Consider the following 281-nt stretch of genomic DNA (forward strand, 5'->3'; position numbering starts at 1 on the left):
ACCATCTTCGCTCGAAATGCATCGATATTTTTTCAGAATGCTCATTAAAATATCATCCTTTCATGCGGTCGTCATCAATGTGAGAAATAAAACATAATGAGTAAAATCTCATGCTTAATTGATTTGGGGGGTAATTAATTTAATCGTATTGTGCTGGCATTTTCATCAGCCCCTTTTCGCCATACTTCATGCAGTTGGCTGGTATTTTCAACATTATTGCAGCTGGCAGGAAAGCTTTTACCAGAAAGTCCCCGGGCATAAGTAAAATCGGTCTGGCAAGT

Annotated in this window: 1 protein-coding gene; it reads right to left on the reverse strand. The window is 38.8% G+C overall.

Annotated features, from left to right (window positions below):
• Window positions 1-134 precede the first annotated feature (134 nt).
• Window positions 135-281 (reverse strand): DUF2799 domain-containing protein (locus LZP73_RS21645; protein ID WP_442800792.1); only part of this gene is annotated, 147 nt, incomplete at its 5' end.

It is taken from the genome of Shewanella sp. AS16 (assembly GCF_021412365.1).
GTDB lineage: Bacteria > Pseudomonadota > Gammaproteobacteria > Enterobacterales > Shewanellaceae > Shewanella > Shewanella salipaludis.